Origin of the sequence: Paenochrobactrum gallinarii (genome assembly GCF_014205685.1) — a bacterium.
Classification (GTDB): Bacteria; Pseudomonadota; Alphaproteobacteria; order Rhizobiales; family Rhizobiaceae; genus Paenochrobactrum; species Paenochrobactrum gallinarii.
Genome location: NZ_JACIIU010000001.1, coordinates 515,491 through 538,734 on the forward strand (window position 1 = coordinate 515,491; position 23,244 = coordinate 538,734).

Sequence of the window (23,244 nt, forward strand, 5' to 3'; positions counted from 1 at the left end):
TCAATCCATGTGGAGGATATAAATGGCAACCAATGTGGAACTGATCGGCCTTGCACGCGATATGCAGGCACGCGCCGACACCGGTAGACCTGTTCGCATCGGCCTGATCGGCTGCGGCGAAATGGGCACCGACATTGTCACTGCTGTTGCCCGTATGCCCGGCCTGAAAGTGGGTGCAATTTCCACTCTGACACTCTCCAACGCCTTGCGCGCTGTTGACATCGCCTATCAGGAACCCGGCCATGCCCGCGAGGTCACCACACTTGATGATCTTAATGCGACAATGGAAGCAGGTAAAATTGCTGTTACCGGTAATGTCGATCATATTCTTAATAGCGGTCTGATTGATGTGATTGTCGATGCAACCGGCATTCCGGCAGTGGGGGCGGAAATCGGCCTGCGCGCGATGGAGCACGGCAAGCATCTGGTGATGATGAATGTTGAAGCAGATGTTACCATCGGCGCGTATCTGAAAACGCAAGCCGAGCGCCTCGGTGTTACTTATTCGCTTGGCGCAGGCGACGAACCATCTTCCTGCATGGAGCTGATCGAGTTTGTATCCGCTATGGGTTATCCGATTGTTTCAGCCGGTAAAGGCAAAAATAATCCGCTCAATATTGATGCCATACCTGATGATTACATGGAAGAAGCTACACGTCGTAACATGAATGTGCGCTTGCTGGTGGAGTTTGTCGACGGCTCCAAAACCATGGTGGAAATGGCAGCCATTGCCAATGCCACCGGCCTTGTGCCGGATAAAGCCGGTATGCACGGCCCTGCCGCATCCGTTGACGAGCTGGCAAGCGTGCTCATTCCAGAAAAAGACGGCGGCGTTCTTTCACGCAAAGGCGTGGTGGATTTCAGCATCGGCAAAGGTGTTGCTCCGGGCGTGTTTGTTGTGGCCGAGATGTCGCATCCGCGCATCATCGAACGCATGGAAGACCTGAAGCTTGGCAAAGGCCCTTACTTTACCTTCCATCGCCCTTACCACCTCACCTCGCTGGAAGTGCCGCTTACCTGTGCCCGTGTCGCGCTTTATGGCAAAGCAGATATGGTGCCGCTTTCCAAACCAGTCGCAGAAGTCTGTGCTTTGGCTAAAAAAGATATGCAGGCTGGCGAAAAACTCGATGCAATCGGCGAATATTGCTACCGTTCATGGATTATGACGGCGCAAGAAGCCCGCTCCGTCAAAGCTATCCCGTGCGGCATGCTGACCGGCGCCAAGGTTATCAAGCCGATTAAAAAGGGTGAGCTGATCACCTATGACAATGTGGAAATTCCGGCTGGTTCAAAACTGGCAGAATTGCGCGCGCTTCAGGACAAAATGATTTACGGCTAAGCCTGCCATCAATAGGATATAAATAAGGGGCGGTTTCTGATGAAACCGCCCCTTATTTTATTTAATCAATATCAAAGCTTAATGATCGAGCGCCTTGACGATGTTTTCAACCATCTTCTTCGCATCAGCAAAAAGCATCATGGTATTGTCGCGGAAGAACAATTCGTTTTCCACGCCGGCATAACCGGAACCCATGCCGCGCTTGATGAACAGAACCGTACCGGCCTTATCAACATCCAGAATAGGCATGCCGAAGATCGGGGATTTAGGGTCTGTTTTCGCCGAAGGGTTGGTCACGTCATTCGCACCAATAACGAAGGCAACATCAGCAGTGGCGAACTCAGAATTGATGTCTTCCAGCTCAAACACTTCATCATAAGGCACATTGGCCTCCGCCAGAAGCACGTTCATGTGACCAGGCATACGACCCGCAACCGGATGAATTGCATATTTAACTTCAACGCCTTCAGCCTTGAGCTTATCTGCCATTTCACGCAGCGCATGCTGTGCCTGTGCAACCGCCATACCATAACCTGGTACGATGATAACCTTGGCTGCATTTTTCATGATGAAAGCCGCATCATCTGCCGAGCCCTGCTTGACCGGACGCTGCTCAACCGCACCACCGACAGCCGCAGATGTATCAGCACCAAAGCCACCAAGGATTACGGAAATGAACGAACGGTTCATACCTTTACACATGATATAGCTGAGGATCGCACCCGACGAGCCCACTAAAGCACCGGTAATAATCAACGCCAGATTGCCCAATGTGAAGCCGATACCAGCCGCAGCCCAGCCCGAATAGGAGTTGAGCATCGACACAACCACCGGCATGTCCGCGCCACCGATCGGGATAATGATCAGCACGCCGAACAGCAGTGAAAGCGCAACAATCAGCCAGAACACAGTGTGGCTTTCAGTCATCACCAGCATCACCACCAGCACAACAATGGCAATCGCCAGCGCTGCATTGATGAAATGACGACCAGGCAGCGTGATTGGCTGGCCGGACATACGTCCGTCAAGCTTCAAAAACGCAATAACCGAACCGGTGAAGGTGATCGCACCAATGGCAACACCGATAGAAATTTCCACCAGTGCCTGTCCGTGGATAGAACCCAGCTCACCAATACCAAAGGAATGTGGTGAATAAACCGCTGCCGCTGCCACCAGCACTGCTGCCATACCGATCAGCGAGTGAAAAGCTGCAACGAGCTGTGGCATCGCTGTCATGGCGATACGACGTGCAATGACCGCACCAATACCACCACCGATGGCAATACCGGCAACAATCAGCATCAGGCCGCTAACGCTTGGACGTGCCAGCGCCAGAGTGGTCAGGATGGAAATTGCCATACCGACCATACCATACATATTGCCCTGACGGCTGGTGGTCGGATGTGACAGACCGCGCAATGCCATAATAAACAGCACGCCGGAAACCAGATATAGAAAGGCCGCTAAATTAACACTCATTGTTCAGCCTCTCACTTATCTTTTTTCTTATACATGGCAAGCATGCGCTGGGTGACCAGAAAGCCGCCAAAAATATTTACACTGGCAAGGATAAGGGCAACAAAGCCAAATCCGGTTGCCCAACCGCTCAACGAGAGGCCAACGGCCAGCAAAGCGCCAACAACGATAACAGAAGAAATCGCGTTGGTAACCGCCATCAAAGGCGTATGAAGTGCCGGCGTTACCGACCAGACCACATAATAACCGACGAAGATCGACAGAACAAAAATCGCTAAGCGGAAGACGAACGGATCAACCACGCCGCCTGAAGCCTGATGCACAACTGCTGCGGCAGCATCGCCCAGACCGGTCGTACCTTCAGCGGCCTGACGCACTGCTTCCATCGCATCGCTCAAGCCATTCAGAGCTTTTTCAAGTGCAGAATTTTCCATTATGCTTCTCCTCCGCCTTTCGTTGTTTTAGGCGCAGTTTTACGCTTTTGCGGCGCTGGCTTTACAACAGCCTCTGTTGTTTTTGCCGTTGCAGCTTTTGCTTTTGCCGGAGCTTTGGCCTGAACTTTGGCCTGAACTTTGGCAGCTGCCTTTGGCTTAGCCGCAGTGTCTTTAACTGCTGCTGGTGCTTTCACAGCTGCTTTTGCGTCAGCAGGCTTTTCTGCCATTGCTGCCGCCTGAACCGGAACATTTTCAAACGCCGGATGAACAATCTTGCCTTCATGGGTCAACAAAGTTGCCTTGACCAGTTCATCTTCCGGATCAATCGCAAAGGCTTTGCTGTCTTTGTTCACCAATGTTTCAAGGAAGGCATAAAGGTTGCGTGCATAAAGCTGCGAAGCTGTTGCCGCAATACGGCCTGCCACATTGTGGTGACCAACGATTTTAACACCGTTTGCTTCCACAACTTCACCAGCCTTGGCACCTTCAACATTGCCACCGCGCTCAACGGCCAGATCCACCAGAACCGAACCCGGACGCATGCTGGCAACCATCTGTGCTGAAACCAGCTTTGGTGCCGGACGACCCGGAATAAGCGCAGTCGTGATCACAATGTCCTGCTTGGCAATATGATCTGCCACCAAAGCTGCCTGTTTAGCCTGATAGTCTTTCGACATTTCTTTGGCGTAACCACCAGCTGTTTCAGCAGCTTTAAACTCTTCGTCTTCAACCGCAATAAACTTGGCACCAAGAGATGCCACCTGCTCTTTGGCCGCAGGGCGCACGTCAGTTGCAGTCACAACCGCACCCAGACGACGCGCGGTTGCAATAGCCTGCAAGCCTGCAACGCCGGCCCCCATGACAAACACACGTGCAGCAGGAACCGTACCGGCAGCTGTCATCATCATCGGCAGAGCGCGGTCATATTCAGCCGCTGCATCAATCACTGCCTGATAACCGGCAAGGTTTGCCTGTGAGGACAAAACGTCCATCACCTGCGCGCGGGTAATGCGCGGCATAAATTCCATAGTGAAAGCAGAGATACCGGCCTGTGCCAGTGCTGCCACTTCTGCCTCTGCCCCATATGGATCAAGCATGGCAAAAAGCGCGGCACCGCGTTTATAGGTTTTTAGCTCGCTCGCAGAAGGACGACGCAGTTTTAAAATAATATCTGCTTTTGCTGCGTCAGCAGCAGAAACGATACGTGCACCCGCGCCTTCGTATTCTTTATCGGTAATGCGGGATTTTTCCCCCGCTCCCTTCTCGACGATAATATCAAATCCGAGGGCGGCGAATTTTTTCACCGTCTCTGCTGAAGCCGCTACGCGACTTTCAGACGAATCTGATTCTTTGGCTATAAATAGTGTTTGGGCCAAGCTTATCTCCCTCTTATCAAGGCCTGAACACTACAAAGCAGCCTTCAGACCTCACACATCTTCTACAAACAATACCAATTCAAAAAACCAGCCATCACTTGATCAGCTGCTTAATGATAAGCAACTGATTGGAAGCCCAGAACTGGAGCGGAGTAACAGCATATTTTTCGTCAATAAGACATCGCTCACGCTGATAGAGAGCGCTAAATCATTGATTTAAAATATTTTTGCCACTCTTCCAAGTGGAAAAACTAAACTCTGATTAATTCAAAGAATAAACCAGGCAGCAATCATCACTAAAAAGAAAACAACTGCGCCGGAGATGAAACCGCCGACAAAAAAGCCGAATGCCATCGCAATCAGCAAAGAAACCAAAGTGATTGTGCCCCATTTTACCAAGCTGACAAAACCGTTATAGGTCTGCTCATGCTCCGGATAATCCATAGAAGCGCCAAGTTCCAATGCGGTATTATTTGCTGTATTTGCCATTTTTTTGTTCACCCATTCTGATCGTTGGTAATTTTCATATCGAAAATACTACAAAAGTTCAATCTGCCGACCAGAATTCTAGAGCTTTCAGATCATAAAAAGTGCAAAAATATTTTACTGCCGCAATTTTACCATGATGTTTGCGGCCAAATCACGCCGCAAATTTGATCATGTGCGGACAATTTATATTTATTTAATAGAAGCAGGCTTCCATTACACCGCTTCAAAAACATATTTCGCTGTTGGCAAAATCGTCAGTGGCACAGGCCCAGCCATTGGATCAGCAAACATTGCCCTCCGCTCATGCGGCTGTGAATTAAAAAACGGAAATCGCTCCATCACATTGTCTCGGATTGCTTTAATCGGCGCACCGCTCAAGCCTACCAAAATACCATAACCCTGATGCGAACGTGGCTCTGCCAAAATAACCGACTTAAAAATCCGGCGATAAAAAGCCATATGTTCCGGCTTCACCGCCGACAAACATTGATCGGCTTCAAAAAACTCCGATGCCATCGTGGCAATGCGTAAAGTCATATAGGGAATAGCCGGATATTCACTTAAAACGGAAGGCTCGGCGGCAAAACGTGTTGGATCAACAAAGCTTTCGCCCCTGTCCAGCATCGGGTCAAGAATATCAGGAAAAAGCGCGTAGCTCGTGCCTTTGCGATGTTCAGGTGTAATATGATGCACGCGCAGCGTGCTGACCAGCTGCCCGTCAATATAAACCCCATAGACATAAGCATGGCTGTCAAGATCAATATCATCAATGATGGAAGGCACACTACCGGCATCCATGACATTGCGCGTCATGTAAGAACGATAACGCAAGCGGCCAATCTCTTCCAGATCTTCACCACTGATCACCCGGCGATATTCGACCCGATCCAAAAACTGTAACAGCTGTCTGGCAAAATTAGAAACAGGTGGCTGTGCCACCGTTGTGTCCGTCATTCAAAGAGCCCCGCCACCCAAGACATTGAATCAATCGCGGAGCTTTGGAAAAGCACGCCCCCCGATTTTCAAACTTTATTACAACTCAAGTGAATCATCGCAGCGGAACTGTCAATAACAAATATAATATTCGGTGTTTTGCACGAATTTATGTTGATGAATGATGCGGTAACACAGAACCACTGCTACTGATAATCGGTCGCCCGATGTAATCACGCACAGATGCCACCGGCATTGGCTTACCCATCAGGTAGCCTTGAATAAGATCAGCTCCCGCAGCAATGCGCACCAGCGCCAATTGCTCTTCAGTTTCAACACCTTCAACAGTCACACCCAAGCCCAGTTCATGGGACAAATGCGTCACCCCGCGCAACAACATCAGCGAGCGGCGATCTTCCACAATATTGCGCACAAAAGAACGATCAACTTTCACTTTGGTCAGCGGTAGCGAGTTCAGATAGCTCAAGCTGGAATAGCCGGTACCAAAATCATCCAGTGCAATATTGATGCCTTCGTTTTTCAAAGATTGCAGCACCAATGCAGTATTATAACCATCATTGATGATCGCACTTTCCGTTACTTCAACTTCAAGAAGATGGGGCGGAAGTTTCGCATTGCTCAAAGCATCGGCGATCATCAGTGTGATATTGGTATTGGCCAGATCAATCGCAGACAGATTGACTGAAACACCCACTTCACCGCCCCATTGCGCACAATCCAAACAAGCCTGCCGCAACATAAAACGGGTGATCTCGGAGATAATCCCCATCTCCTCAGCCAGAGGAATATATTCAGCAGGAGAAATAGCGCCAAGTTCGGGATGCTCCCAACGTGACAATGCCTCGCATGCAACCACTCGTAATGAATGGGCACTGACAATCGGCTGATAAACGACAGTCAAAGCGCAATCCGTAATCGCTTTGCGAAGCTCACCCTTCAAACGCTGGCGATTACGATATTTAACATCCATCGCCTCTTCAAAAATCGCCCATTTTTTATGTTCATTGGACTTAGCTTCATATAATGCCAGATCGGCACGAATATGCATATCACTGACGTTGCATTTGCCTGCCTCACAAATCGCAACCCCCATATTAACATGAACGAGAATTTGCGCTGCTTCCAGCTTATAAATGCCGGTAACCGTATCCAGAATATGCAGAACTATAGCTTCGATATCATCATGATGATCAAGCTTGGCGACATAAACAACAAATTCGTCTCCGCCGAAGCGCGAGACAACAAAACACTTGGAATCCAGTTCACCCAACCGCACGGCAAAAAGCCTGAGCAGCTCATCACCGGCATGATGACCGAGTGTATCATTGACATGTTTGAAATGATTAATGTCGATAACGATAAGGCCGGAATAAGGAACTTTCGGGTTTTGCGCTTTCAATGAGCGCACCATCGTATCAAAATAACTGCGGTTCGGTAGTCCGGTCAGGCTGTCATAACGTGCCATATGCTGAATTTGCGCTTCCGCTTCAACACGCTGTGTCACGTCATCCAGAATGAGAACCGGCCCGCCGTCTTCACGCTGGTTGCCGATACATTCCACATAGCGATTATTGGCAAACTGAAAAATATCACGTTTGCGCAAGCCGCTTAAGATTTCATCCATCCGCGCGCTGACATTGCGGAAATCATTATGCGGGAAAACGCCTTGTAAACTGCAATAGCGCAAAACCGTTTCGATCGAGCGGCCTTGTATTCTGGTGCCCTCCGCTATGCGCAGCATTTCAATGGCACGATCATTAATGACAGAGATTTTCTTATCGCCGTCAAACATAATCAGCCCTTGCGGCATATTATTCAGTGCCGCATCAAAACGGCCAGCGACTATAGAGAGACTGTGCTTACCCATAATCGCTTCAAATAAGAAGCGGCGCAAACCATTAGCCATCTGAATATTGGTTAGAAAATATGGAACCAATAACAGTCCGGCAACCATCTGAAAGCGTGTGCCGCCAAGAAAAAACCCAAGCAGGACCGGCACGATTGCCGAGATCGACATTAATAGCACTGCCGCGGCAGAAGGATAATTACGCCCGACAATTGAGGCAACAGACCCCATTAAAACCGCAAGACTGGTTAGTTCGGCAAATGAATCGCGGGCAACATAAGTGCTGTAGAAACAAACAAGACCGAGCAGTAAGCACACAAAAGAGGCGCCAATCAGATAGCGCCCTTCCCAATGGTTTAATTGCTCATGGGTCATTGCTTCTGTTCTGGCGCGGTCAAAACGTGACATGTCAAACAAGCGTCCACTTGTGACAACGCAAAAACCAACACAAAACCAAAGATAAGCCACATCACGGGTTTTAAGGAAAATGACACCGCACCCAACCAGATGCGCGATCAGGCCGAACCAAAGGGTTGTCCGGTGCCCGTAGAGCGACCGCATAAAAGATAGCCGAACATCTTCTGGTATGTCGGTGCGCCGGCCTATTGCCATTTTTTACCCAATTCTCCTTAATTGGTGTTTTATAGCGTTAATCAATTAAAAAATGATTTCCAATAACAAACCAATTAGTTGTATTTACAGCAATATTTACAACCGACTTTCGAGGGCAAAATATATTTAAAGTAATAAATAATATTACGCGCACCCCAACTGCAAGAGTCAATAACTTTAAACTCATGCATAATTTTTAGAACAACTATTACAAGTAGACGGAAAATGAGGCATTTCTCTTGCACATATATCCATACAAAAAGCTGACCCCAATTTTTGACACATCGATATAAAACTGCAACCTGTCAGTTATCACTTACAAATTATGGCCGCCATCAATCGTGATTATTGCACCGGTCATGTAAGCACTCGCATCCGAAGCCAGCATCAAAACCGCACCATCCAGATCGCATAATTCGCCCAGACGGCGCATCGGATTTTGTGCTTTTAAAAAGCCTGCCGCAGGTCCGTTCAGCAAGTCAGAATTAATACCAGTTGGAAACCAGCCTGGCGCAAGTGCATTGACACGAATGGAATTAGACGCCCATTCAACAGCCAAGGCACGGGTCATCTGTGAAATAGCTGCCTTAGACATTGAATAAGCAGCCGCACCTTTTTGCACCCGCTCAGCCAAAATACTGGTTGTGTTGATAATAACACCGGCTTTTTTCGCAGCAATCATCCTTTTTGCAGCTGTTTGTGCCACCATAAATGCACCAGCCACATTCACGTTAAAGATATGCGTAAGCATGTCATAACTTGTATCAATCGCACGCGCCTGATGTGCCACACCAGCATTATTGAAAACAACATCCACCACACCAAACTCGGCTTCAGCCTCGTCAAAAATACGTGTCACATCCTCTTGCCTGGTCACATCGGCGGTGACGTAATATACACGGTCCGAACAGAACTCCGGCTCATCTTGTGTAAAACCCACACACACAACATATGCACCATGTTCTGCCAGAAGTGTAACGATCCGCTGCCCGATACCAGACGACCCGCCTGTCACCACAATGACTTTATCCTTGACAGAAAATAGCTCGCTGCCCGCCATACTTCCCCACAGTGTTAAATTTTCTTCTTACCAATTGGTCATAATATAGTTTTAAAACAACCCACAAGGCTATTAGACAAAAACTTTTGCCCGATCTGGGAGATAATCCGTATTCCTTTGATATAAACGGCACTTACACACAATCTGCCCTCATCAATCCGATATTGCTTCCCGATTATCGCCAGTTAATCCAACAAAAAGAATTTTCATCCGGCCATTGCATATTGTTGGATTTTTGAGAAAACTCCGCATCAGTTTACTATTCAGGCACAACAACAATAATTACAATTTATTACAGGGTTATTATATGTCCCACACAAAGCGTCCGCTTGTTGCCATTCCCTCAGACCTCAAAACAATCAATAATGTCAGCTGGCATGCCGTATCCGAACAGTATCTCATCGCCGCCGCTGAAATTGCAGGGCTTACCCCGATCATAATTCCGGCAATGGGTGATGCAATCAGCATTGACACTGTTCTGGATGCCGTGGACGGCGTACTGCTTTCCGGTGCTGTGTCAAATATCTATCCCGATCATTATGGCGTTGAAGCTGACAGTACTTATGAGCCTTTTGATCAGGCGCGTGATGCCACCACGCTGCCGCTTATTCGTAAAGCAATTGAAAAAGGTGTGCCTCTTTTGGCAATCTGCCGCGGGCTACAAGAGCTCAATGTGGCATTGGGTGGCTCATTGGCAACTGAAATTCATGAGATTGATGGTCGTAATGACCATCGGTCACCCACAAGCGATATTCGTGATGAGTGCTATCGCCTTTCCCATCCGGTTACGATAGAGCCGGATTCATGCCTTGCAACCATCATCAATGCACAAACAATTACCGTTAACTCTCTGCATCGTCAGGCGATCGACAATTTAGCACCAGGCCTGAGCGTCGAAGCTATGGCCGAGGATGGCACCATTGAAGCAGTATCGGTGAAAGATGCCAAAACTTTTGCCCTTGGCACACAATGGCACCCGGAATATTGGGCAAAAACTGATGCGCCATCACGCCGGATTTTCGAAGCATTTGGTGATGCCGTGCGCGCTCACCATCAAAATCGTGACTGAATGCACGTTATATTTCCAAAAAAGCCCCGCGCCGGACAACCAGTGCGTGGCTTTTTTCAATTAATATTTGCGTGTTACTGTTTGAGTTTCAAAGACGGGTGTCACCACCTCACCTGAGCCAAACCAGCCGAGCAGATTATCAATCACCAGATTGCTCATATTCAGTCTGGTCAGTTCCGAAGCCGATGCAATATGCGGCAGCAACACGACATTCTCCATTTGCATCAGTTCTTCCGGCACATGCGGTTCTTTTTCAAACACATCAAGACCGGCAGCAGCAATCACACCATCTTGCAGCGCTTTGATGAGGGCTTTTTCATCCACCAGCGAGCCACGGCCGACATTAATCAAAACGCCGTTTTTGCCTAAAGCTGCCAGCACATCTTTATTCACCGCATGATTGGTTTCCGCACTTGCCGGTGCCACCAAAATCAAGGTGTCGACAGCTTCCGCAAGCTCAATCAAGCTTGGATAATAAGTATAAGAAACATCAGCCGCTTTGCTGCGATTATGATAAGAAACCGGCAGATTGAAAGCTTCCACGCGTCGCGCGATCGCCTTACCGATGCGACCAAGACCAAAAATGCCGACTTTACGTTCACGCAATGATAATTTGGAGAGCGGATAGCCGCCTTGTTGCCATTTACCTTGCAACAGATGGTTCTGCGCGCGTGGCAATTCACGCACTGTATTAATCAGCAAGCCAAGCGCGGTGTCGGCCACTTCTTCGGTCAGCACATCCGGCGTATTGGTGACCATGATATTTTTTTGCGCCGCATATCGCGCATCAATACCATCATAACCAACGCCAAAATTGCTGATGATTTCCAAATTCGGCAGCTGATCCATCAGACTGTTCGGAAGTCTGACCCCGATACTGTTAATGACAGCTTTAATCGCCGGCTTTGCATCCGCGTCAAGCTTGCTGCTATCACCATCAACCAAATGGATCAGATCAAATTCAGGCTTTAACCGTTCCAGCACTGTTGTGTTAAACTTGCCCAAAACCAGTATTGTCTGTTTCTGACCCATTCCGGCATCCTTTGAATTATAATATTGTCAGCTTTTCTTCGGCTTTGTTGTCGATTGACGAATATGCAACTCCGGGTGGATCAATTCCTGCGGCACCGGCACCGGCACACCGTTGAGCTGATCAAGCAAGGCACGCGCTGCACGGCGTCCTACTTCGCGCTGGCCGTTCCAGACAGTTGTCAATGCCGGTGTGGCAATAGCGGCCTCTTCAAGATCATCGTAACCGGTAACCGAAATATCTTCACCCGGTATCAGCCCTGCACGGGCAATACCATTCATCAAACCAATAGCGGTCAGATCATTCCAGCAGACTGCCGCGGTCGGTTTGTCTTTAAGAGCCAAAAATTGCGGCGCGACTTCAAAGCCGCCCTGCTTGGTACGCGGCCCCTGAATGCGCCATTCAGGTTTAACTTCGAGACCCGCTTTTTCCATCGCCGTCATATAACCGCGATAACGGTCGCGACCAGTGGAGGTCTGATCGGTTCCCCCGACCATCGCGATCTTCTTGTGACCAAGCGAAATCAGATGATTGGTGGCAAGGCTCATGCCATAAGCATCATCACCACGGAAAACCGGCGCATCGACACCTTCAACGCTACGTGCAATCAGCACGATCGGCAGGCCGTTATCCTCGGCAAGCTGAATGTCTTCTGCAGGCGTGCCAATCGCCGGCGACATAATAACGCCATCCGCACCAAGCTGTAATAAAGTGTCGATAAATGTACGCTGCTTTTCCAACTGGTCATAATGATTGGAAAGAATGAATGTCTGGCGCGAGCGATCAAGCTCGGTTTCAATCGAGCGCAAAATCTCAGCAAAAAACGGGTTCATGATGTCATGCACCACCACGCCGACAATGCCGGAACGCGATGTGCGCAGACTGGCCGCACGGCGATTATAAATATAACCGATCTCGCGGGCATGTTCTTTAATCTTGTCGCGGGTCTGATCAGCCACCAAAGGGCTGTCACGCAATGCCAGTGAAACGGTCGCAGTGGAAACACCCAATGCATCAGCAATGGTGGATAGCTTAATTTTTTGAGCCACGACGCCTCCTGTTCAACCCCCGTTAACCTGATATTTTTCAGGTCGCTTCCCGCTTTTGCAGGTCACTGCTGCATATTTTTACATCAGCATGCACATAAATATGCCTTATATAATAAGGTTTAGTAAATTGCTCTGGTAATGAGATCAATAAGGAATGACATGAATTCTGTCATTGCAGCGATAAATTGAAGCTTACATCAAACGGAATGGTAAAAGTGACCTCTGAAACCGTCGAAAAGCCCGAAAAACAAAAAATTGCCGTTCTGCCGCTTGGTGCGCATGAACAGCACGGCAATCACCTGCCGTTTGAAACTGATACAATCATTGCGCAAGGCATTGCTGACCGCCTGCAAAAATCCATCTCAGGCAAGCTCGATGTCATCTTTTTACCTGCTCAGGCAGTGGGTTATTCCATTGAACATATGGATGTTGCAGGCAGCAAAACCCTTGCCTTTGATGAAGCCGTCAATCAATGGATTGCGGTTGGCGCTTATTTACATGCACAAGGCGTCCATAAATTAATGCTGCTCAATGCGCATGGCGGCAATTCTCCCCTCCTCACCATTGTTGCGACCGAATTACGTGTCCGTTTCAACATGCTGGTGGTTGCCACCAGCTGGACACGTTTTGGTGTGCCTGAAGGCTTAATCACTCCGCAAGACAAATCCCTCGACATCCACGGCGGCTTTATTGAAACCTCAGTCATGCTGGCTTTGCGACCTGACCTTGTTGTGATGAGTAAGGCTGAGGATTTCGGCAACCGTCAGTCGGAATTCATTCAAAACTTCAAACATCTTCGCGCCTATGGCCCCCATGCCTTCGGCTGGAAAATGAGCGATTTGAACGAAAAAGGTGTGGCCGGCAATGCACAAGCTGCCAATGCGCAAGCCGGTGAAAAGCTGATTGCCCATGCAGTCAAAGGTTTAAGCGAATTACTGGATGATATCAGCCGCTTTGATTGTGCGGACTTAAAATAAGCACATCATAATGTGCATAAGTGTCTATGTAATAGTATAGCATTTCACGGATCGATTCCCTATATCCGTCTTCTGATTAAATCCGCATCCAAATTGAGAGGCGATCATTATGAGCCAAGAGCAAACTGAAGCCGCAACCACGCCGAACCGTATTCCCGTTACCGTTCTTACCGGATATTTAGGCTCAGGAAAAACCACGCTCCTCAACCGTATCCTCACCGAAGCCCACGGCAAACGCTATGCCGTTGTGGTCAATGAATTTGGTGAAATCGGCATTGATAATGATCTGATCGTCGAATCTGACGAAGAGATTTACGAAATGAACAATGGCTGCATTTGCTGCACCGTGCGTGGTGATCTTATCCGCGTGGTGGAAGGCTTGATGCGCCGTCCGGGTCGTTTTGATGCCATTATCGTTGAAACCACCGGCCTTGCCGATCCGGTGCCGGTTGCACAAACATTCTTGATGGATGACGATGTGCGCGCCAAAACCAGTCTTGATGCCGTTGTGGCTCTGGTAGATGCCAAGCATCTGCCGCTTCGCCTGAAAGACAGCCGCGAAGCAGAAGATCAGATCGCATTTGCTGATGTGGTACTGCTTAACAAAACCGATCTCGTCAGCGAAGATGAACTGGCCAAGATTGAAGCAACCGTGCGCGCCATCAACCCGCATGCCACCATCCACCGCACAGAGCGCGCCAATATCGCACTTGACCGCGTGCTGAACCGTGGCGCTTTTGATTTGCAGCGCGCGCTGGATAATGATCCGCATTTCCTTGATCACGACCATCCGGACCATGTTTGCGGGCCTGATTGTGACCATGATCACGGACATGACCATCACCACCACCATCATGATCACGACCACAGCTGTGGCCCAGATTGCAACCATGACCATGGGCATGACCACGATCATGAACACGGCAAAGCATCCGACATTCATGATGTGACAGTGACATCAATTTCACTGCGTACCGGTGAATTGGATCCGGAGAAATTCTTCAGCTGGATTCAGGATATCACCCAAACCCAAGGCCCGAACATTCTGCGCCTTAAAGGTATTATGGCCTTTAAAAATGACAATGACCGCTATGTCATTCAGGGCGTACATATGATTATCGAAGGCGATCACCAGCGCCCTTGGAAGGATGATGAAAAACGCGAAAGCCGTCTTGTTTTCATCGGACGTAATCTTGACAAGGAAGCTCTGAAAGCCGGTTTCGAGGGCTGTAAATAAGCCATGCCAACACTTGCTCCTTTTGATCTGGAAGGCCACTGCCTTCTCACCTGCTTCGTCAACGACATTCCGTTTTTTGTCATGGCAGACGGCACTGTGCATTGGCAGGATAACGGCCACCAGCAGGTGACCGCACATGATGGTATTCTATGCGCCACATTAAGTTTTGACGGCAAAAACATCCTCACCGGTGGTGAAGATGGCCGCATCTGCCGCATTGATGCATCCGGTAAAGTCACTGAAATTGCCCATCAGCCACGCAAATGGATCACCACGATTGCCAGCGGCCCGCACGGGATGGTGGCATTTGGCTCAGGCCGTATTGCATGGGTGCTGGGTTCTGACGGCAAATTACAGGAATTTGCGCAGGAACGCAGTGTTGAAGGCATCGCTTGCGCGCCTAAAGGCCAGCGTATTGCCATTGCCCGTTATAATGGTGCCGATCTGATCTGGACGGGAACGGCTGCCAAACCTGTCGATCTGGATTGGAAAGGCGCACATATTGATGCAACTTTCTCGCCCGATGGCCGCTTTCTGGTTACGTCCATGCAGGAAAATGCGCTGCATGGCTGGCGCTTGGAAGATAACCGCCACATGCGCATGACCGGTTATCCGGCCAAGATCAAAAGCTGGTCGTGGAGCGTCAAAGGCAAATGGCTTGCCACTTCCGGCGCTTCTGCTGCCATTGTCTGGCCTTTTGCCAGCAAAGACGGCCCGATGGGCAAAGCACCATTAGAACTTGGTATGCGTGGCGACACGATGGTCACGTCAGTCTGCTGTCATCCAAGCGAGGACATTGTCGCGATAGGCTATCAGGACGGCATGATTATGGTGGTACGTTTTGCTGACAGCAAAGAAGTGCTGCTACGCCGCCCCGGTAAAAGCGCCATTTCCAGCATGGGCTGGGACAAAGCTGGTCATCGCCTAAGCTTCGGCTCTGAAAATGGTGATTGCGGCCTGATCGATATCACCACATAAGACATATATCAGAGCGCCCGTTAATGTTGCTAAAGCTTACGCGGCGCTCTAATCTTTCTTCGGCTTCACTTTCACATCCGTCAGCGCTGCGCCATCAAGCGAAGCTAACCATTGGCGGATCATCTGGCGGTCTTTCAAGCCCAGCATATGGCCGGAATCCACCATTTCGGCATCCAGTTTTGCCCCGCTGCGGCGCAAGGCATCCGACAAAGCAGGCGCAAAAGGCGAATATAATTTATCCTGCTCACCGGTAATCGTCAGCACCTGCACTTTGCTCAAATCAGCTTTTGGCATTTGTGCCAGCACCGGCATTGAGCGCATCAGTACCGCACGGCGCACCAGATCGGAATGCATAAACATCGTCGCTGCCAGCAAATTGGCACCATTGGAATAACCGACGAATGTCGCGTTCGGCAGATCAAGATTTTCCTTCTCAGCCAGCTTGCTTAAAAAGACAACAAAAGCATCGGCTTCAAGTTGAACATCTTTTTCATCAAACTTAACGGCAGTAATTTTACGATACCAACGCGTACCGCCATCCTGCAAAACGCGCCCGCGCACACCAAGCAGCACAGCTCGTGGCCAGACACGGCGCGCCAATGGCACAAGGCTTGCCTCATTACCGCCTGAACCATGCAAAAGCACCACCAGTTCACGCGAAGGGCTGCCGCCTTCCATCTCGTCAGGATGGTAAAACTGATAAATAAAAGTTGGATTACGAACCAGATTTTCTTTGGGCGTTACTGCCTTATCATCAGGCTTTTTACTCGGATCAATCATGATAAGCCCCTCTCCGGTCGGGCTGACTTGCACAGGCTTTGCCGTTATCGGCGTTTGGGTGTCGCCGGACGAAGCCGTCTGCTTATTACCGGACACAGAAGCCAAAGAAAGCCTGTCTGCAAATGCCGCAGAGCTCAAAAGAGCAAAACCGGATAAAGTTCCGATAGCCAGAAGTGATTTTAAGAAAACATTTACCATAACTAAGTTTTTGCCACCTAAATATTAGGCATTGGTTAAAAATGCGGATCCCACATAATTAAACACCGAGTTTGACAAAAATAATACAAAATCGGGTTCACCGGAACCGAATTGCGCTGGATTTTTTAAACTTTATTACCTAGCCTTCTGTCAGATGCAGATAAGCACCCTCATGCGCGAAAGCTCATCATGTTGAAAACAAATAAACAGGCGAGGATCGTTTAAGCGTAATGAATAATTACGACTGGCTCAATATCACCATCAAGCTCATCCTCTGCCCTGTCGCGGTTGCCTTTTTCATCTGGGCAAGCTGCGCCATCTGGTTTCAAGCCCCTTTTGGCACTTTAATGCGGATCGCAATCATCGCCTTATGGCTTGGTGTGCTGATCTGGTATTTATGGGGTGAACGTCATCCTGCCCCATGGCCGCGCCGCGCCGTTTTCTTATGTCTGTGCCTTGCTATTTTAGGCTGGTGGGTCACCATCAAACCCTCGCTTAACCGCATCTGGGCAGCAGAAGTTGCCCATACTGTCACCGGCACAGTGAATGGCAATATGGTAACACTCAACAATATCCGTGATTTTGAGTGGGAAAGTGAAAGCAAATATCAGATCCGCTGGAAAAGCGAGACCTATGATCTGAGCACCATCACCTCAACCGATGCCTTTCTTTCATATTGGACTGGCCCTGCCATCGCGCATACATTGGTTTCTTTCGGTTTTGCCGATGGCCGCCATATCGTCTTTTCTGCTGAAATTCGCAAAGAGCATCACGAGAAATTCTCTACCATTGGCGGCTTTTTCCGCAATTTTGAACTGGCAATGATTGCAGCCGAAGAAAGCGATATTATCTTCACCCGCACCAATATTCGCGGTGAACAAGTCTATCGCTACCCGATCGATATTCAGCCGGAAACCGCCAAAACATTGTTTTTAAGCTATGTGGAAAATGCCAACCGTCTGGCGAAAGAACCGGAGTTTTACAATACGCTTTTAACCAACTGCACCACTGTCATTTATGAAATGGCCAAGCTGATGGATCCGGGTATTGTCTTTGATTACCGCATTCTGTTGTCTGGCTATGCGCCTTATTATCTTTATGACCACGAGCTGATCTCCACGTCTGATACAGCTGAACATACAGTGGCCAAGGCACATATTAACGAGCTGGCGAAAGGTGACGCAAAAGATTATTCACGGCGTATCCGCCAGCCTGTCTCGCTCGGGCAACTGGATAAAATGCCAGCGCCGAGTTTTAAAATCATTAGTCCAGCGCTGCCGTAATAATGATTTCTACTTTATATTCAGGGCTGGCGAGCTTTGCCTCGCCGGTCGCACGTGCAGGTGTATTCGCCGGATCAACCCAGGCTTCCCATGCCTTGTTCATTTCGCCAAAATCGGCCATATCATCCAGCCAGATGATAGCTTGAAGGATTTTGGACTTGTTGGAGCCGGCCTTTGCCAAAGCTGCATCAATTTCTGCACAAACATCCTGAGTTTGTTGAAAAACGCTAGCGCCTGGTGTGCCAACCTGACCGGACAGATAAACTGTATTGCCGTGAATCACAGCTTCACTCATACGAGGGCCAACTTCGATACGACGAATGCTCATGCTCAACTCCTGCTTTGCACGGTTATAATTTCAAGCCTTACCGCTTGAATATCATCCATTTATGCAGAGCATATTTATTTTCACCACAGCAATCATTTTTTTATCATCAAACACATTTTAAACGGCTTTAATCCCTGTGTGTGAATGATAAGCAGCCCCTTTTACTTATGATTGACTCAAAAGGCGGCATTCTCTATAAGCCGCAACATATTCGTGAACATTTCACATCCGGCCAAAAGCCGGAAGGTTGTCGTTATACGAATTCGCTCCTGTTCAAGATACAGAACCAAGAAGGGCCGCACACCGCGGTATTAAATAAATGAAGCGTACATACCAACCATCTAAGCTCGTCCGTAAGCGTCGCCACGGATTCCGCTCACGCATGGCCACCACTGGCGGTCGTAAAGTTATTGCCGCTCGCCGCTCCCGCGGTCGTAAGCGGTTGTCCGCATAATTCGCAACCGCGCTTTGTAAGCGCGGCTGATTGTGCGAAATGGACAAAATAACGAACAAACAAACACTCCGCCTTCGCAAGAGAGCGGAGTTTTTGACTGTAAGGAATGGCGAAAAACGCCGTGGCCCCTTGTTTCTGATGGAAGTACGGGGCCGCACGCCAGAAGAATCGGCTACTGCTAAAATTGGCAACGCAACGCGGGTTGGTTTTACGGTTACAAAGAAAAACGGCAATGCCGTTATTCGCAATCGTATCCGCCGCAGGCTTCGAGAAGCCGTGCGCTGTCATGCAGCAGATGACATGCAGCCTTCAACCGACTATGTGATTGTTGCACGAAGAGAGGCACTCACTGCGCCCTTTCTGACCATTGCACAGGAAATTGCCAAGCGCGCCAAGCGCAGCAATGATCGTGACAGATCAGACAAGAAGCGCCGAAGCGAACGACCGGAATCAGGACCCGTCAATGGAAAATAATCGAAATTTCTTCATCACCATTGCCCTGTCCATCCTCATACTGACACTCTGGCAGGTCTTTTACATGGGCCCCAAGTCGGAAGCCCAGCGTGAACAGGCACGCATTGAGGAGCAGCAGCGTCAGGCACAAACCGCCACGCAGCAGGGCAATGCAGCCAATACTGGCTCTGGTGACACCCCCCAAATGCAGCAATCCGCTGGCACTATTCCGGGTCAGGTTCCGGGATCTGACAATGTCGCATCCGGCTCATTGAGCCGCGAAGCAGCTCTTGGTCAGTCCAAGCGTATTGCCATTGAAACACCGGCACTTCGTGGTTCAATCAATCTGACCGGCGCACGTCTCGATGATCTGTTTTTGAACAATTATCACGAAACCGTTGATGACAAATCGCCGAATATCGAACTCTTTGCACCTTCTGCACTGCGTCAGGGCTATTTTGTTGAACTGGGCTTTGCCGGCAATGACACAACCGGTGCTGTTCCGGGCCCAAGCACTGTCTGGACTGTTGAAGGCAATGACAAGCTGACACCGTCATCCCCTGTCACTTTGTCCTTCACCAACGACAAGAACATCACTTTCAAACGCACCATCTCGGTGGATGACGCTTATCTCTTCACATTTGAAGACAGCATCATCAATGAAGCAGGCGTGCCTGTATCGCTGGCCTCTTACGGCCGCGTCACCCGCTTCAACCAGCCGGACCATGCAAGCGCCACTTACGTGCTGCATGAAGGCCTCATTGGTGTGATGGGTGAAGACGGTCTTCAGGAAATCAAATATTCCAAGATCGAAGACAACAAAGACATGCCGTTTAAGGATGTTTCCGGCGGCTGGCTTGGCATCACCGATAAATACTGGGCGGCAACCCTTATTCCGCCGCAGACCGAAAAATACACTGCCCGTTTCTCCCACTTCACCAATGACCGTCCACGCTATCAGGCTGATTTCCTGAGCGAGCCGATCACTGTTGCTGCCGGAGCAACCGAGACACTGACCAATCATGTTTTTGCCGGTGCCAAAGTTGTTTCCGACATCAAAAAATATGAAGAAAAGCTCAGCATCAAAAACTTCGAACTGCTGATCGACTGGGGCTGGTTCTACTTCATCACCAAGCCGATGTTCTACCTGATTGACTGGATCTATAAATTCTCAGGCAATTTCGGTGTCGCAATTCTGGTGGTGACCGTTATCCTCAAGGGCCTGTTCTTCCCGCTTGCCAACAAGTCTTATGCTTCGATGGCACGTATGAAGATGATGCAGCCTGCCATGCTTGAAATCCGTGAAAAATATGCGGATGACAAGGTCAAGCAGCAGCAGGAAATGATGCAGCTCTATAAGCGTGAAAAGATCAACCCGCTGGCCGGTTGCTGGCCTGTGCTGGTGCAGATCCCTGTATTCTTCGCGCTTTATAAGGTTCTTTATGTCACCATCGAAATGCGTCATGCGCCTTTCTTTGGCTGGATTCACGACCTTGCTGCGCCGGATCCGACCTCGCTGTTCAACCTGTTCGGTCTGCTGCCATATGATGTGCCGCAGTTCCTGATGGTTGGTGTCTGGCCTCTGATCATGGGTATCACCATGTTCTTGCAGATGCGTATGAACCCGACCCCTCCGGATCCGACACAGGCGATGATCTTCACATGGATGCCGATCATCTTCACCTTCATGCTTGCAGCTTTCCCTGCCGGTCTCGTTATCTACTGGGCATGGAACAATACGCTCTCCATCACCCAGCAAGCGATCATCATGAAGCGTCAGGGTGCTAAGATCGAATTGCTCGATAATCTGAAGGCGCTTTTCAAGAAAAAGCCCAAACCGGCTAAATAATCCGGTATAAGAATAAAAGCCCCTGTCTTCACAGGGGCTTTTTTTACATCATTTTTAATTGCATAGTTGACAAGCGAGCTATTAAGCTTGATGCCAACATGTAAGATAAAACCCCTTCTGAACTGGACATCTAAGTTGAGCAAACAAGATAAACCTACCTCCAAAAACTTGAGCTCTGCTTCTCCGGCTTCAGCTAAAGCATCCACACCTGCAAAAGCACCAGTGGTCAATATTACCTCTTCCAATGTCGGCGAACTGCTTGCCCGCGAAGAAGCAGCCCGTCAGGCTTTGATTAATGAAGGCCGCCTGCTTTTTGCCAAAAGCTGGATTTTCATCCGCGGCGTACCTTCAATGAAGTTTCTGCCTGCTGAAGGTCCTGTTGAGATTGCATTTGCCGGACGCTCCAATGTCGGCAAATCTTCGCTCATCAATGCACTGGTGACGAAAAAAGGCTTAGCCCGTACATCCAACACGCCGGGTCGTACACAAGAGCTCAACTATTTTGTACCGGATGGTTATTCCGGTGAAGATGGTGACCTGCCGCCGCTCGCCCTCGTCGATATGCCGGGGTACGGCTTTGCCGAAGCGCCGAAATCACAGGTCGATGCATGGACACGACTCGTATTTGATTATTTGCGCGGCCGCACCACTTTGAAGCGCGTTTATGTGCTGATTGATTCGCGCCACGGCATCAAAAAGAACGATGCCGAAGTGCTCGACCTCCTCGATAAAGCTGCGGTTTCCTACCAGATTGTGCTGACTAAAATCGACAAGATCAAACCGGCCGGTATTCCGCGCCTGATGGAAGAGACCAAAAAACTCACCATCAAACGCGCTGCCTGCTTCCCCGGCATCATTGCCACTTCTTCAGAAAAAGGCATTGGTTTTGAAGAATTGCGCGCTGCCATCGCACTTGTTGCAAAAGAAGCCTGATTGATCCAAAAAGACCAGTTGAAGCATTCCGTCAGGAATGCTTTTCTGTAATGAATCACTCTTATGTCCGTTTGCTGCTATGGATAATGTAATGACCAATACACCTGAACAGAATGCCGAAGTACAAGCTCAACTTTTATCCGCAGCACTGCCATATATGCAGCGTTACGAGAATAAAAATGTCGTGGTGAAGTATGGCGGTCACGCCATGGGCAATCCGGAACTCGGTAAAGCCTTTGCCCGCGACATCGCGCTGCTCAAACAATCCGGCATCAATCCGATCGTCGTTCATGGCGGCGGCCCGCAGATTCAAGCCATGCTCACCAAGCTCGGTATTGAATCACGCTTTGAAGGCGGCTTGCGCGTCACCGACGAAAAGACAGTCGAGATCGTTGAAATGGTACTGGCCGGTTCCATCAACAAAGAAATCGTTGCGCTCATCAATGCTGAAGGCGAATGGGCGATCGGTCTTTGCGGTAAAGACGGCAATATGGTTTTTGCTGAAAAAGCACGTAAAACTGTGGTTGATCCGGATTCAAACATTGAACGCGTCCTCGACCTTGGTTTTGTAGGTGAGCCGATTGAAGTTGATCGCACCTTGCTTGATCTGCTTGCCCGCTCAGAAATGATCCCAGTCATCGCGCCGGTTGCACCGGGTCGTGACGGCCACACTTACAATATCAATGCCGATACATTTGCCGGTGCGATTGCCGGTGCTTGTAAGGCGACACGTCTTTTGTTCCTCACCGATGTTCCGGGTGTTTTGGACAAAGACAAAAACCTGATCAAAGAATTGTCGATTGCTGACGCAAAAGCTTTGATTAAAGATGGCACAATTTCCGGTGGCATGATCCCTAAAGTGGAAACCTGCATTGATGCCATCAATCGTGGTGTTGAAGGCGTGGTTATCCTGAATGGTAAAACCCCGCATTCCATCTTGCTTGAGCTCTTCACCGAGCGCGGTGCCGGCACTCTGATCGTACGCTAAAATTTTCAAGCGTTTCTTGTCTGTGGCAGCCGGTATTTTAACAATGCCGGCT

General features: G+C 49.3%; 22 protein-coding genes. 11 read left to right on the forward strand and 11 right to left on the reverse strand.

The annotated features are described in order from the left end of the window. Window positions 1–22: 22 nt before the first annotated feature. A complete protein-coding gene (locus FHS77_RS02420; RefSeq protein ID WP_184219423.1) occupies window positions 23–1,339 on the forward strand; it encodes an NAD(P)H-dependent oxidoreductase in 1,317 nt (438 codons plus the stop codon). A gap of 78 nt (window positions 1,340–1,417) precedes the next feature. On the opposite strand, the gene FHS77_RS02425 is transcribed toward FHS77_RS02420, so the two are convergent. The 7 genes from FHS77_RS02425 to FHS77_RS02455 all read right to left on the reverse strand — a co-directional run bounded on the left by FHS77_RS02425 (window position 1,418) and on the right by FHS77_RS02455 (window position 9,586). Further along, a complete protein-coding gene (locus FHS77_RS02425) occupies window positions 1,418–2,818 on the reverse strand; it encodes an NAD(P)(+) transhydrogenase (Re/Si-specific) subunit beta (protein WP_184219426.1) in 1,401 nt (466 codons plus the stop codon). Between the two features lie 11 nt (window positions 2,819–2,829). After that, a complete protein-coding gene (locus FHS77_RS02430) occupies window positions 2,830–3,249 on the reverse strand; it encodes an NAD(P) transhydrogenase subunit alpha part 2 (protein WP_184219429.1) in 420 nt (139 codons plus the stop codon). Then, on the reverse strand, window positions 3,249–4,625 hold the full coding sequence (locus tag FHS77_RS02435; RefSeq protein WP_184219434.1) for a Re/Si-specific NAD(P)(+) transhydrogenase subunit alpha: 1,377 nt from the start codon (window positions 4,623–4,625) through the stop codon (window positions 3,249–3,251). Before FHS77_RS02435 ends, FHS77_RS02430 begins: the two co-directional genes overlap by 1 nt. Window positions 4,626–4,892: 267 nt before the next feature. Then, window positions 4,893–5,114, reverse strand: a complete 222-nt coding sequence (locus FHS77_RS02440; RefSeq protein ID WP_184219437.1) for an aa3-type cytochrome c oxidase subunit IV — start codon at window positions 5,112–5,114, stop codon at window positions 4,893–4,895. A gap of 213 nt (window positions 5,115–5,327) precedes the next feature. After that, a complete protein-coding gene (locus FHS77_RS02445; protein ID WP_184219440.1) occupies window positions 5,328–6,068 on the reverse strand; it encodes an N-acyl amino acid synthase FeeM domain-containing protein in 741 nt (246 codons plus the stop codon). 148 nt (window positions 6,069–6,216) lie between these two features. Then, window positions 6,217–8,526, reverse strand: coding sequence for a putative bifunctional diguanylate cyclase/phosphodiesterase (locus FHS77_RS02450; protein WP_184219442.1), 2,310 nt, complete (start codon window positions 8,524–8,526; stop codon window positions 6,217–6,219). Window positions 8,527–8,842: 316 nt separating this feature from the next. Next, window positions 8,843–9,586 (reverse strand): SDR family NAD(P)-dependent oxidoreductase, encoded by a 744-nt coding sequence (locus FHS77_RS02455; protein ID WP_184219445.1) that lies wholly within the window; start codon window positions 9,584–9,586, stop codon window positions 8,843–8,845. 307 nt (window positions 9,587–9,893) lie between these two features. Between FHS77_RS02455 and FHS77_RS02460 the strand changes: the two genes are divergently transcribed. Next, on the forward strand, window positions 9,894–10,655 hold the full coding sequence (locus FHS77_RS02460) for a gamma-glutamyl-gamma-aminobutyrate hydrolase family protein (protein ID WP_184219448.1): 762 nt from the start codon (window positions 9,894–9,896) through the stop codon (window positions 10,653–10,655). 60 nt (window positions 10,656–10,715) lie between these two features. Here the strand turns inward: FHS77_RS02460 and FHS77_RS02465 are convergent, their stop codons facing one another. Continuing rightward, entirely contained in the window at window positions 10,716–11,687 is a 972-nt protein-coding gene (locus tag FHS77_RS02465) for a 2-hydroxyacid dehydrogenase (RefSeq protein ID WP_184219450.1), read from the reverse strand. Between the two features lie 27 nt (window positions 11,688–11,714). Then, window positions 11,715–12,734: a substrate-binding domain-containing protein gene (locus tag FHS77_RS02470; RefSeq protein WP_184219453.1), complete on the reverse strand. Its 1,020-nt coding sequence runs from the start codon at window positions 12,732–12,734 to the stop codon at window positions 11,715–11,717. A gap of 215 nt (window positions 12,735–12,949) precedes the next feature. Here FHS77_RS02470 and FHS77_RS02475 point away from each other — a divergent pair, with 215 nt between their 5' ends. The 3 genes from FHS77_RS02475 to FHS77_RS02485 all read left to right on the forward strand — a co-directional run bounded on the left by FHS77_RS02475 (window position 12,950) and on the right by FHS77_RS02485 (window position 15,926). Next, window positions 12,950–13,711, forward strand: a complete 762-nt coding sequence (locus FHS77_RS02475; RefSeq protein WP_343060934.1) for a creatininase family protein — start codon at window positions 12,950–12,952, stop codon at window positions 13,709–13,711. 109 nt (window positions 13,712–13,820) lie between these two features. Continuing rightward, a complete protein-coding gene (locus tag FHS77_RS02480) occupies window positions 13,821–14,948 on the forward strand; it encodes a CobW family GTP-binding protein (protein ID WP_184219458.1) in 1,128 nt (375 codons plus the stop codon). Window positions 14,949–14,951: 3 nt separating this feature from the next. Beyond that, complete coding sequence (locus FHS77_RS02485) at window positions 14,952–15,926, forward strand: WD40 repeat domain-containing protein (RefSeq protein WP_184219461.1); 975 nt, start codon at window positions 14,952–14,954, stop codon at window positions 15,924–15,926. 48 nt (window positions 15,927–15,974) lie between these two features. On the opposite strand, the gene FHS77_RS02490 is transcribed toward FHS77_RS02485, so the two are convergent. Continuing rightward, window positions 15,975–16,871 carry an alpha/beta hydrolase gene (locus FHS77_RS02490; RefSeq protein WP_374786194.1) on the reverse strand — a complete coding sequence of 299 codons (897 nt, stop codon included), beginning with the start codon at window positions 16,869–16,871 and terminating at the stop codon, window positions 15,975–15,977. Window positions 16,872–17,134: 263 nt separating this feature from the next. Here FHS77_RS02490 and FHS77_RS02495 point away from each other — a divergent pair, with 263 nt between their 5' ends. After that, a complete protein-coding gene (locus FHS77_RS02495) occupies window positions 17,135–18,187 on the forward strand; it encodes an Lnb N-terminal periplasmic domain-containing protein (RefSeq protein WP_184219464.1) in 1,053 nt (350 codons plus the stop codon). On the opposite strand, the gene FHS77_RS02500 is transcribed toward FHS77_RS02495, so the two are convergent. Continuing rightward, a complete protein-coding gene (locus FHS77_RS02500) occupies window positions 18,168–18,515 on the reverse strand; it encodes a RidA family protein (RefSeq protein WP_184219467.1) in 348 nt (115 codons plus the stop codon). The genes FHS77_RS02495 and FHS77_RS02500 overlap by 20 nt on opposite strands. A gap of 319 nt (window positions 18,516–18,834) precedes the next feature. Here FHS77_RS02500 and rpmH point away from each other — a divergent pair, with 319 nt between their 5' ends. The 5 genes from rpmH (at window position 18,835) to argB (ending at window position 23,192) form a co-directional block, all read left to right on the forward strand. Continuing rightward, the gene (gene rpmH, locus FHS77_RS02505) at window positions 18,835–18,969 is read left to right on the forward strand and encodes a 50S ribosomal protein L34 (RefSeq protein WP_184219470.1); all 135 of its coding nucleotides are present in this window, start codon (window positions 18,835–18,837) and stop codon (window positions 18,967–18,969) included. 39 nt (window positions 18,970–19,008) lie between these two features. Then, window positions 19,009–19,443 carry a ribonuclease P protein component gene (rnpA, locus tag FHS77_RS02510; protein WP_184219473.1) on the forward strand — a complete coding sequence of 145 codons (435 nt, stop codon included), beginning with the start codon at window positions 19,009–19,011 and terminating at the stop codon, window positions 19,441–19,443. Beyond that, complete coding sequence (yidC, locus tag FHS77_RS02515) at window positions 19,433–21,271, forward strand: membrane protein insertase YidC (protein WP_184219476.1); 1,839 nt, start codon at window positions 19,433–19,435, stop codon at window positions 21,269–21,271. The genes rnpA and yidC overlap by 11 nt, the downstream gene beginning before the upstream one ends. A gap of 255 nt (window positions 21,272–21,526) precedes the next feature. Beyond that, a complete protein-coding gene (gene yihA / locus FHS77_RS02520) occupies window positions 21,527–22,204 on the forward strand; it encodes a ribosome biogenesis GTP-binding protein YihA/YsxC (RefSeq protein WP_184219667.1) in 678 nt (225 codons plus the stop codon). A 91-nt stretch (window positions 22,205–22,295) separates the two neighbouring features. Then, entirely contained in the window at window positions 22,296–23,192 is an 897-nt protein-coding gene (gene argB / locus FHS77_RS02525) for an acetylglutamate kinase (RefSeq protein WP_184219478.1), read from the forward strand. Window positions 23,193–23,244: the final 52 nt, after the last annotated feature.

Bases quoted from the DNA above. Each gene is read 5' to 3' on its own strand.
- FHS77_RS02480 (WP_184219458.1), top strand. From the start codon at position 13,821: ATGAGCCAAGAGCAAACTGAAGCCGCAACCACGCCGAACCGTATTCCC.
- FHS77_RS02445 (WP_184219440.1), bottom strand. From the start codon at position 6,068: ATGACGGACACAACGGTGGCACAGCCACCTGTTTCTAATTTTGCCAGA.
- FHS77_RS02485 (WP_184219461.1), top strand. From the start codon at position 14,952: ATGCCAACACTTGCTCCTTTTGATCTGGAAGGCCACTGCCTTCTCACC.
- yidC (WP_184219476.1), top strand. From the start codon at position 19,433: ATGGAAAATAATCGAAATTTCTTCATCACCATTGCCCTGTCCATCCTC.
- FHS77_RS02420 (WP_184219423.1), top strand. From the start codon at position 23: ATGGCAACCAATGTGGAACTGATCGGCCTTGCACGCGATATGCAGGCA.
- FHS77_RS02455 (WP_184219445.1), bottom strand. From the start codon at position 9,586: ATGGCGGGCAGCGAGCTATTTTCTGTCAAGGATAAAGTCATTGTGGTG.
- FHS77_RS02460 (WP_184219448.1), top strand. From the start codon at position 9,894: ATGTCCCACACAAAGCGTCCGCTTGTTGCCATTCCCTCAGACCTCAAA.
- FHS77_RS02500 (WP_184219467.1), bottom strand. From the start codon at position 18,515: ATGAGCATTCGTCGTATCGAAGTTGGCCCTCGTATGAGTGAAGCTGTG.
- FHS77_RS02425 (WP_184219426.1), bottom strand. From the start codon at position 2,818: ATGAGTGTTAATTTAGCGGCCTTTCTATATCTGGTTTCCGGCGTGCTG.
- FHS77_RS02430 (WP_184219429.1), bottom strand. From the start codon at position 3,249: ATGGAAAATTCTGCACTTGAAAAAGCTCTGAATGGCTTGAGCGATGCG.
- FHS77_RS02440 (WP_184219437.1), bottom strand. From the start codon at position 5,114: ATGGCAAATACAGCAAATAATACCGCATTGGAACTTGGCGCTTCTATG.
- rpmH (WP_184219470.1), top strand. From the start codon at position 18,835: ATGAAGCGTACATACCAACCATCTAAGCTCGTCCGTAAGCGTCGCCAC.
- FHS77_RS02450 (WP_184219442.1), bottom strand. From the start codon at position 8,526: ATGGCAATAGGCCGGCGCACCGACATACCAGAAGATGTTCGGCTATCT.
- rnpA (WP_184219473.1), top strand. From the start codon at position 19,009: ATGGACAAAATAACGAACAAACAAACACTCCGCCTTCGCAAGAGAGCG.
- FHS77_RS02465 (WP_184219450.1), bottom strand. From the start codon at position 11,687: ATGGGTCAGAAACAGACAATACTGGTTTTGGGCAAGTTTAACACAACA.
- FHS77_RS02495 (WP_184219464.1), top strand. From the start codon at position 17,135: ATGAATAATTACGACTGGCTCAATATCACCATCAAGCTCATCCTCTGC.
- argB (WP_184219478.1), top strand. From the start codon at position 22,296: ATGACCAATACACCTGAACAGAATGCCGAAGTACAAGCTCAACTTTTA.